The organism is Leucobacter japonicus, from assembly GCF_001273855.1.
Taxonomy (GTDB): Bacteria; Actinomycetota; Actinomycetes; order Actinomycetales; family Microbacteriaceae; genus Leucobacter; species Leucobacter japonicus.
Genome location: NZ_JHBX01000108.1, coordinates 431,391 through 441,361, shown reverse-complemented (window position 1 = coordinate 441,361; position 9,971 = coordinate 431,391). Strand labels below are relative to the sequence as shown.

The window sequence follows — 9,971 nt, the reverse complement described above, 5'->3', positions numbered from 1 at the left end:
ACACCGCCGGACACCTTTTACCGAGGGTCGTATCGGGTTGCATATACCAAGACGGTGTGTGGAACCGGATACGGCCCTCGAACCTTTTCTGCACCCGTGCGGGTGCGCGACGAAAGCCCCGCAGGCTCAGGCCTGCGGGGCTTTCGTGTTTCTCGGTCACACGACGCTGCGCGTCACGCGCATGTCTCGAACACGTACTCCTGATCGTCAGGGGTGCTGAGATCCCGATCACGCAGCACCACCGAAGCCGGCGTCTCAGGGTCCGCGCACATCTCCGCGAAGCTGCGGGGCAGCTCATCGGTGTACTCAATATCGATCACCGCATCGCCATACACCTCCGTGTAGTCCGCGCACTCCTGGTACGCGCCGCACTCCTCGGATACTGCGAAGTCGAAGCCGGCCTCCGCGTGCAAGAGCTCCGCATCTTCCGCGGCGTTCTTCTGGCCCGCGTCGAGCCCAGCGTCGTGAGCGACCTCGACGTACGCCTGCGCCAGGGCGACATTGCCCTCACGCGTCAGCGCACCGTTCGAGCGCGTATACGTATCGAGGTTGTCGAACTCAACGGCGTTGTAGCCATCTTCCGCGCACTTCGTGATCCAGGGAGCGACCACCTCGAGAATCTGGGCGCGCGCAGCCTCGGTGGCGGTGTTCAGCAGCACTTCGTCCGGCCAATCCGGGTCGATCACCGGGCCTGACTCGTTCGTGAGCAGGGCGCCCTCGGGCCAGTCGCTCAGCTCGCCGGGCTGCGTTTGAAATCCGTTGACGTAGCAAATCGAGTAGCGGTCGGGGTCGGGTGCATCCATGCGATCCCGAGAGACGATCTCGACCTCGGGTGCCGGATCGTACGCCCCACCCAGTTGGTAGTCGACGACTCCGCCCGCGGGGAAACCGCGCGGCCCGGCATCGGAGGCTGAGTTCGCGTCAGTGTCTGTCGCAGGTGTCGCCGTCGGTGCGCAGCCGGCGAGCAGGCCCGCAGTGAGCAGGCCGGCCGAGACCAGCGCGCCAGTACGCATCACGCGACTTGCGGTGCACATACGCATATTGACCCCCAGAGGCACCCAGCGGTGCGTTGTCGACATGCATCCGATGCTAGCTGCGAGTGATGATCGCTGCGAGGCGCCGAGCGTCGCCTCACTTATTCACTCTCAGGAGCGCGCAATACCCGCACAGACCGCACGGCAGGTCTATGCTCAGCTCGACGACGGTATCGAATCCGTCGGGATCAACGTCGATCCGAAAGGAACACATCATGACCGCTCCCTCATCAGACGGGCGCCTCGCCGACGACGAACATCTCGCCGTACTCGGGTACGAGGGAAAGTTCGACCGCTCGATGAGCCTGTGGGCAAACTTCGCCCTCGGCTTCACCTACCTCTCGCCGTTGGTCGGCGTCTACTCGCTCTTCGCCGTAGCGCTCTCGACTGGCGGACCACCCTCGATCTGGTGGATCGTCATCGTCGCCTGCGGGCAGCTGCTCGTGTCGCTCGTGTTCGGGGAGGTCGTATCGCAGTATCCGATCCACGGCGGTATCTACCCGTGGGCGCGGCGACTCTGGGGCCGGCGATACGCGTGGCTTGCAGCCTGGGTCTACATCTGGGCGATGATCGTGACGATCACCTCGGTTGCCGAGTTCGGCGCGGGCTTCGTGACCGCCTTGTTCGGCATCGAGCTCACGCCCGCGTCCACACTGATCATCTCGCTCGCGCTGCTGCTGCTGGCCCTCGCGATCAACTTCACGGGCACACGGTGGCTCGCACGCATTGCGCGCATCGGACTGTTCGCCGAACTCATCGGCGTGATCGGCATCGGGCTGTACCTGCTCATCTTCCAGCGCAAACATGACTTCTCGGTGTTCTTCGACACCATGGGTACCGCGGGTGACGGGTCCTACCTGCCCGTATTCATCGCTTCGGCGCTGGCCGGGCTTTTCCTCTTTTACGGGTTCGAAGCGTGCGGCGACGTCGCCGAAGAGGTCGCCGACCCGGCGAGACGAATTCCGAAGGCCATGATCATGACGATTCTGGTCGGTGCCGTGTCGGCACTGTTCTCGTTCGGTGGGTACGTGCTCGCGGCTCCGAACCTCGAGCAGATCGTCGCTGGCGAGGTCGGTGATCCGATCCCCGAGATCTTGACCGCGACGCTCGGTGCGGTCGGCGCGAAGGTGTTCTTGGCGGTGGCGATCCTCGCATTCATTTCATGCGTGCTGAGCCTGCAGGCCGCCGCGAGCCGCCTGCTGTACTCGTTCGCACGCGACGGGATGCTGCCGGGTCACGCGTGGCTGTCGAAGGTATCGGAGCGCAGTAAGGTGCCCACGAACGCGCTCATCGTGGCGTGCACGGTACCCGCGCTCATCTGCCTGCTGATCTTCTTCAACGACGGCATTCTGGTCGCCGTGACGTCGTTCGCGATTCTCGGAATTTACCTGTCGTTCCAGATGGTCGTGTTCGCGAGCCTGCGTCAGCGTCTGCGTGGATGGCGACCGGCCGGGCCGTTCTCACTCGGGGCCCTCGGGCTTGTCGTGAACGTGCTTGCGCTCGCCTATGGGGTGTTCGCCATGGTGCTACTGGCGATCCCGGGATCGTCCGGAGCATTCCTGACCGACTACGTCGTGCTCATCGGCCTCGCCGTGGTGCTCGTGACCGGCCTCGTGTACCTGTTCGGTGCGCGACCGGATGCGCAGTCGAGTGCGCCCGAGGGTGATGCGAAGGAGGTCGCCGACGAGATTCGGCGACGCACCGGGCGGGTGACGACGCGGTAGCGGGCAGGATCGCGGTGCCCCGTGGCGGGGAGACCATCGGGGGGCACCGCGATCCGCATGCGGTTGAATCGCCGCCCTCGATAGACTCGCGAGCATGAGTGACTTCGTCGTTTCGCTGCCCACGGATTCCGGATTGCGTGAGGCACTCGCCCACGTGCAGGGAGTCGAGTTCGTGGAGTGGGATCTCGACGGCCCGGCCCCGCGGCAGCGCTTCGACATCGTCGTGCCCCCGTACCTGGGCGGCAATCGGCCGCTCGCGGCGCTCGAGGGCGTCGATGTGCGGCTCGTGCAGTGGCAGTCGATCGGCTACAACGGGCTCGCGAAGTACGTGAGCGCTGAGCAGGCGGTCGCCAACGCGGCCACGGTGCATGAGACGTCGACTGCGGAGCTCGCGGTCGGGCTCGCCATTGCTGCACAGCGCGGGCTGGCGGACTTCGTGCGCCAGGCAGATGCGGGGGACTGGGCCGGGCGATCGACGCCGAGCCTGGCCGACCGCCGGGTGCTGCTCATCGGGTACGGCGGCGTCTCGCAAGCGATCGAAGCACGGCTCGCGGGGTTCGAGGTCGAGATCTCGCGCCTGGCCCGAACGGCCAGAGAGCAGCAGAACCTCGCAGGTGCCTCGGTTGCGGTGCAGGGGTTCGACGCGCTGCACTCGGCGCTCGCCGACGCAGAGATCGTGATTATCGCGGTGCCGCTGACCGCCGAAACGACGCACCTGCTCGATGCCGAGGCCCTCGCCGCGCTTCCGGATGGCGCCTTGATCGTAAACGTCGCGCGCGGCCCAGTGATCGACACCGATGCGCTGGTCGCAGAACTCACCGCGGGTCGCCTGCGCGCCGCGCTCGATGTCACGGACCCCGAGCCGCTCCCGAACGACCACCCGCTCTGGAGCGCGCCCAACGTGCTGATCACGCCCCACGTCGGCGGCGACTCTAGTGCGATGTTGCCGCGCGTCGCACGCCTCATCGAGCGTCAGATCGCGCATCTGCAGCGCGGGGAACGCCCTGAGAACCTCGTACTCGGTGAGTGGAACTGACCGAATGCGAGTGCGCGTCAGCGCGCCGGTTGATCCTGCGCGATCTCATTCGACGCCGTAAGGAAGCGCAGAAACTCCACTGCGGCCGTGACCGCGGGATCGGGTTTTCTGCCCACGCGGTACCGGAGCGCGATGTGCCGCACCCCGAGCCCGGGGAGTTCGTGGGTTTCGACGCCGCTCAGTGAGAACTCGCGGAGCGCTAGCTGCGGGAGGAGCGCGACGCCCTCACCGGCCGAGATGAGCGCGAGCGCCGACTGATGGCTCGCGTACTGATGCGGCGCGATCGCCGCGTTCTCGATGCGAGCGCGCACCCGCTGCGATGCGTGATACACGCCTGAGCCAGGGTCGATCTGCAGCCAAGGGAGTCTTAGGCGATCGAGTTCGACCACACCCATTGCGGCCTGCGTGCCCGCTGGAGCGACGAGCACCCAGGGGTCGTCGAGGAGCGTGACTTCGCGTACTCCGGGTCCGAGCGGTGGCGGAGGCACCGACTCGTCGCGCTCGATGGCGATGATGTCGTAGGAGGCCGCGCGGAGACCGCGCAGCATGACGGGAAGGTCGGCCTCGACAGCTTCCAGATGCACGCCGGCAAGTTCGGTGCGCCATCGCGGGAGCGCCGGAGCGAGCACACCGCTCATAAAGCTCTGAAACGCGCCGAAGCGAACGGTTCCGCTGGGGAGTTCGCTCGCCGCTCCGACGCGCAACGCGGCCTCATTCACTTCTCGCTCCACGTTCTCGGCCAGCTCGACCAACTCGCGGCCGGCCGCGGTGAGGGTGATGCCACGCGGGCTGCGCACCACCAGCGGCACACCGACTTCTGCCTCGAGTCGTGCGAGCTGCTGCGACACCGCCGACGGGGTCAGCGTCAACGCTTCGGCGGCCGCAAGCACGCCGCCACTCCGTGCAATCTGGAGCAGAAACGGGAGTCGCGAGACTGCGATGCGCATGTTCAGAAATTCTACACCCTGGATCACGAAAGATTCGATTGTGCTGGATGCATTCGAGCCTGAGGATAGTCCTGTCGAGCTGCAGGAGCACCGGCCCGTTCCGCGGCCGAATCTCAGCCCGACCTGCCACAAGTTGAGCGCGAAAGGAGCAGGCAGTGCAGGAGATCGTCGGGAACATTCTGGGCTGGGTCGGAACCCTGGGCACCTTCACCGCGTATGTGCTGATGCTGCGCGGAACCTGGCTCCCGACGACCAAACGGTACCTCGTGCTGAACACCGTCGGCGGATTTCTCGGCGCGGGCGGAGCGATCGCATTCGGCGCCTGGCCGTCATTCGTCTCGAACGTCGTGTGGGCGCTGATGGGCGGGTACGGCCTCTTCGTCGCGATCCGCCGCGCGGCGGTCACCAGTACTCCAGACATGATCATCACGCCCACGGCCGCCCTGCCGATTCTGCCCATGCCGCACGCGGTGTGGGATCCGTCGAGCACGACGGCCTCCTCGATCAGCCTGCCCTGGCTGCCGCGCGAGGGCGAGCCCACCGTCACTGCAGCTGCCATCTCGGATGTTGCCGTCGCGACCGGTGGCGATCCCGAGCGCCCCGCAGCGGAGCACCCGCGTGCCGCGCACGAACCTGCCGCGCCCGGAAGCGCCGTCATCACCGATCTGTTCGACTGGCGCGAACTCAGCGCAGCACGCTCAGCCTGACATCACGCGCGTCAACTCCCGACGCCACCTGAGCAGCGGATGAACGCTCCGGCCCGGTGCCGCCGCGGTCGGTAGACTGGACCCCTATGCCGCCGCGCCACGAGCGCTGCGGTGCCAAGATCCCCGCTTGCACCTTGGAGTGAATACAGAAAATGGCTGAGCAGTCTCGCCTCGATAAGGTCATCGCCCTCGCCCGTCACCGCGGCTTCGTCTTCCAGGCCGGTGAGATCTATGGCGGATCGCGTTCCGCCTGGGACTACGGCCCCTTGGGCACGGCCCTCAAAGAGAACATCAAGCGCCAGTGGTGGAAGGCCGTCGTGCAGAAGCGCGACGACGTCGTCGGAATCGATTCCAGTGTGATCCTGCCGAAGCAGGTGTGGGAGGCTTCGGGGCACGTCGAGGTCTTCAGCGATCCGCTCGTCGAATGCCTCCAGTGCCACAAGCGCTACCGCGAAGATCACCTCATCGAGGCCTTCGAAGAGAAGAAGGGCCGCGCGCCTGAGGGCGGCCTCGCAGAGATCGTCTGCGCCAATTGCGGCACCCGCGGCCAGTGGACCGAGCCGCGCGCATTCTCGGGCCTGCTGAAGACCTACCTCGGCCCCGTCGACGACGAGGCCGGCATGCACTACCTCCGCCCCGAGACCGCGCAGGGCATCTTCGTGAACTTCGCGAATGTACTGCAGGCGGCGCGCATGAAGCCGCCGTTCGGCATCGGGCAGATCGGCAAGAGCTTCCGCAACGAGATCACGCCGGGCAACTTCATCTTCCGCACCCGCGAGTTCGAGCAGATGGAGATGGAATTCTTCGTCGAGCCGGGCACGGACGAGGAGTGGCAGGAATACTGGATGAACGAGCGGATGTCGTGGTACACCGGCCTCGGCATCAACCCCGACAACCTGCGCTTCTACGAGCACCCCGCCGAAAAGCTGTCGCACTACTCGAAGCGCACCGCCGACATCGAGTACCGCTTCGGGTTCACCGGTGGCGAGTGGGGCGAGCTCGAGGGCATCGCGAACCGCACCGACTTCGATCTGTCGACGCACTCGAAGCACTCGGGCAAGGACCTCAACTTCTTCGACCAGACGAAGAACGAGCGCTACACGCCGTACGTGATCGAGCCGGCCGCTGGCCTCACTCGCTCGTTGATGGCCTTCCTCGTCGACGCGTACCGCGAAGAGGAAGTGCCGAACGCGAAGGGCGGCACTGACAAGCGCACGCTGCTCGCGCTCGATCCGCGCCTCGCACCGATCAAAGCCGCGGTGCTGCCGCTGAGCCGCAACGAGGCGCTGTCGCCGCTGGCCCGTGAGATCGCGCAGGATCTTCGCGACGACTGGAACGTCGACTTCGACGATTCGGGAGCCATCGGCCGCCGCTACCGCCGACAGGACGAGATCGGCACGCCGTTCTGCGTCACCGTCGACTTCGACTCGCTTGACGACGATGCGGTGACCGTGCGCGAGCGCGACACGATGGAGCAGGTGCGCGTGCCGCGTGCCGAGCTGCACGCGTTCCTCGCGGAGCGCTTGCGCGGCGCCTGACACAACGCATCGCGTTGTGACCGGCGCCGGTGACGCGTAGCGTCAGCCCACGGAGCGTAGCGCGGGGCGGGCGCCTAGCGAAACGCATCGCGTTTCGGTCGGCGCCGGTGACGCGTAGCGTCAGCCCACGGAGCGCAGCGAGGGGCGGGAGCCTAGCGAAACGCATCGAAACCCCGTTGAGATCTTGGATCTTGGCGGGGTTTCGTCATGTGCGGCGCAGGTTTCGGTGTTCGTGCAGGAGAAATTCGATTGCGCGGATCGCAGTGCAGGTTTTCGACCGCAGGTGCGGAGAACTCCTGCGGTTCGGGAGGCGGTCGCCGGCTCCACTCGGGTGGATGTCGGCGGCGGCTTCTAGGATGGAGCGTATGACGAGCACCGGTTCCGAGCCCTCCGAGCGCCCAGAATTTTCGGCACCTGCACCAGTGGGTCCGCCGCAGTACGCGTGGGCGCGCCCCGCGGTGCAGCTTCAGCAGGTCGAAACCGAACCGCTCGAGTATCACCGGCTGCTGCGCGGAGTGCAGAACTATCGCTGGTGGAAGCCGCTGCTGCTTCTGCTGCTCTCCGGGGTGTACTTCGGAATCTTCACGATCATCGTGAGCGTCGCGTTCCTTCCGCTCCTGCTCCAGCACCCTGATTATTTGAATGGGGTGACAACGGGCACGGGTGCGGCGCTCGATACCCAGGTGCCGGTGTCGGTGCTGCTGAGTCTCGTGTCGATCATCATCATGATTCCCGCGGTGATTCTCGCGATGCTCACGCTGAATATGCGGCCCAATGGGCGCGTGTGGTCTGTGGCTGCGCGCATCCGCTGGGGCTTGCTCGGCCGACTGTCACTCGTGGCACTGCTCGCTGTCGTGGTGATGAATGTTGCGGCGATCGGGTTCGAGATCGCATTGAACCCGGCATCGCTGAATGATCCGGCCCCGACAGCTGCCGCCGCAGATTTTGACTGGACCGCAGCGTGGACTTCGCTCGTCATTGTCATTCTCCTCGTGCCGCTGCAGGCGACTGCCGAAGAGGTGGTCTTCCGCGGCCTCTTTATGCAGGTGCTCGGTTCGTGGTTGAAGAGCCCGTGGTTCGGCATTCTGATTCCCTCGGTCGGGTTCGCGCTCGCCCACATCTACGACATCTGGGGGCTGCTTTCGGTCGGCTTGCTTGGGGTCGTCGCCGCCTGGCTCACCTGGCGCACCGGTGGGCTCGAAGCCGCCATCGCGATCCACATTGTCAACAACCTCATCGCCTTCGGCTTCATGACGTTCAACGTCGGGGGTGAGACCGCACAGGTCGAGCAGACCGGGGGCGCGGGGTCGATGATCGGTTCGGTAGTCGGGTACGCCCTCTTCATCTGGTTGGTGATCCGAGTGTTCCGCAAGCACGGTTATGGGCGCACGCGCATCGACATCGTGCAGTTCGAAGTTCCGCTGGGCACAGGTGCGGGCACTGACGCTGCCGTTCCCGGCCCCGCACCGACCACGCCGGTGGCCGGCACGGTCGTACCGGAAGAGGAGCAGCCGCGTGGTTGATGTCTATGTCATCGGAGACGGAATTCCTGAGCTCGCGGCCGCGCTCGAACTCGCGGAGGTCGGGCTCACGGTGCGGGTTGCGCGAGGCGGGAGCGCGCCTGCCGCCGAAGGCGCAGGCACACCGGTAGGCGCGCTGGCGCCGTTTGATCCGGATCGAGTGACCGACCCCGACGGCACGCTGCGAGAGTTTCTCACGCACGTCGCTGCACCGCTTTCCGCTGGGGGTCCGGCGACACCGGGAGCTGCTTCGCGGGCCGCAGCGCCGGAGTCGGTGCTGCTCCGGGGCGCGAAGAGCGACCCCGTTGAACAACCGATGCCATCGGTCTTCGGAATCCCTGCAGTACCGCTCTCGGAAGCGAGCCTGGCGGTGCTGGGAGGTGCAGGAGCGACTCGCGCCTTTCTTGATCGGGTGATGCCGTTGCTGACCATCGGCAAAACTCAGCGGCTCGGTAAACTCGTGCGCGCCCGCATCGGAGCGACCGCACTGCAACGTCTCGTCGAGCCGTTGGTGCGCGAAAAGTACGGGGTCTCTGCAGACGACGTCGATGTGGCGATTGCGGCGCCGGGGCTGAATGAGGATGTGACGACCGCAGGTTCGCTTTGCGGCGCCGCAATGGAATATGCCGCGCGTTCCGTTGCACGTGAAACCTTTGTGCAGCCGGTTGACGGGTGGGAGCAACTGCGCGAGACCCTACTCGACCGACTTGCGCTCTACGGCGCGGAGATCGTCGATGCGGGAGTCGTCACGGTCGCGGAAGTCACGTTCGATGCGACGGAGTCGTCTCAGCCGGCCGCTGCAGACGAAACGACCTGGCAGGTCGTCGAGCGGGGAGACACGGCCGGCGAAGCCTCGATCACCGCACGCGCGGTGGTGGTCGGCGAATCAGCGGCGGGTACCGAGCTGCCGCTGCAGGGTGCGGCAGAGACCTCACGCGCGCGATGGGTAGTGATCGCAGAAGTGAGCGCGCCCGAGTGGGTCGGAGCTGCGACGAATCCGACTTCGGCGAAAGACTTGGTCGAAGTCGTACGCGATGACTCGGGCAGCTTCTGGGCCGTGCGCTGGCAAGCCCCAACGGTGCACAGTGTCGACGATGCCGCGCAGAGTAGCTCGTGGACGATCCGAGCGAGCAGCTCGATCGGGTTGGCGCCTGACCTTGAGAGCGATCAGGTCGCAGCTGCGGCACTGGGAGCGGCAGGTGCAGCGCGGGTGCCCGGCGGTCGACTGCACGCGTTCTCCGTGCTGGCTCCCTTCGCCACGAAGAGCGCTCGCGACCGCGCGCTCGCGCATACCATGTCGTCACGCGAAGCGAAATCCACTTGCTTGAGCGTCGGTACCCATGCGCATAGTGGAGACCTCGCCACTGCGGTGCACGACGCACGTGAGGCGGCGGTGCGGCTGCGCCGACACCTCACGGGAATTGCCGAGTGACGCCTGAGAGATCGGGTATATAACCGAAGGCGC

General features: G+C 66.0%; 8 protein-coding genes. 6 read left to right on the top strand and 2 right to left on the bottom strand.

The features are described from left to right. Positions 1 to 173: 173 nt before the first annotated feature. On the bottom strand, positions 174 to 1,079 hold the full coding sequence (locus tag AMS67_RS11365; RefSeq protein ID WP_306455249.1) for an endo alpha-1,4 polygalactosaminidase: 906 nt from the start codon (positions 1,077 to 1,079) through the stop codon (positions 174 to 176). Between the two features lie 170 nt (positions 1,080 to 1,249). Between AMS67_RS11365 and AMS67_RS11360 the strand changes: the two genes are divergently transcribed. Beyond that, the gene (locus AMS67_RS11360; protein WP_053387434.1) at positions 1,250 to 2,758 is read left to right on the top strand and encodes an APC family permease; all 1,509 of its coding nucleotides are present in this window, start codon (positions 1,250 to 1,252) and stop codon (positions 2,756 to 2,758) included. Between the two features lie 94 nt (positions 2,759 to 2,852). Then, the gene (locus AMS67_RS11355) at positions 2,853 to 3,794 is read left to right on the top strand and encodes a 2-hydroxyacid dehydrogenase (protein ID WP_053387433.1); all 942 of its coding nucleotides are present in this window, start codon (positions 2,853 to 2,855) and stop codon (positions 3,792 to 3,794) included. A 17-nt stretch (positions 3,795 to 3,811) separates the two neighbouring features. On the opposite strand, the gene AMS67_RS11350 is transcribed toward AMS67_RS11355, so the two are convergent. Continuing rightward, a complete protein-coding gene (locus tag AMS67_RS11350) occupies positions 3,812 to 4,741 on the bottom strand; it encodes a LysR family transcriptional regulator (RefSeq protein WP_053387496.1) in 930 nt (309 codons plus the stop codon). Between the two features lie 155 nt (positions 4,742 to 4,896). Here AMS67_RS11350 and AMS67_RS11345 point away from each other — a divergent pair, with 155 nt between their 5' ends. From AMS67_RS11345 to AMS67_RS11330, 4 genes are all read left to right on the top strand, one after another. Further along, complete coding sequence (locus AMS67_RS11345; protein ID WP_053387432.1) at positions 4,897 to 5,448, top strand: CBU_0592 family membrane protein; 552 nt, start codon at positions 4,897 to 4,899, stop codon at positions 5,446 to 5,448. 152 nt (positions 5,449 to 5,600) lie between these two features. Further along, positions 5,601 to 6,986, top strand: coding sequence for a glycine--tRNA ligase (locus AMS67_RS11340; protein WP_053387431.1), 1,386 nt, complete (start codon positions 5,601 to 5,603; stop codon positions 6,984 to 6,986). Between the two features lie 365 nt (positions 6,987 to 7,351). Further along, positions 7,352 to 8,509: a CPBP family intramembrane glutamic endopeptidase gene (locus AMS67_RS11335; protein WP_082305472.1), complete on the top strand. Its 1,158-nt coding sequence runs from the start codon at positions 7,352 to 7,354 to the stop codon at positions 8,507 to 8,509. Next, positions 8,502 to 9,938 carry a hypothetical protein gene (locus AMS67_RS11330; RefSeq protein WP_053387430.1) on the top strand — a complete coding sequence of 479 codons (1,437 nt, stop codon included), beginning with the start codon at positions 8,502 to 8,504 and terminating at the stop codon, positions 9,936 to 9,938. Before AMS67_RS11335 ends, AMS67_RS11330 begins: the two co-directional genes overlap by 8 nt. Positions 9,939 to 9,971: the final 33 nt, after the last annotated feature.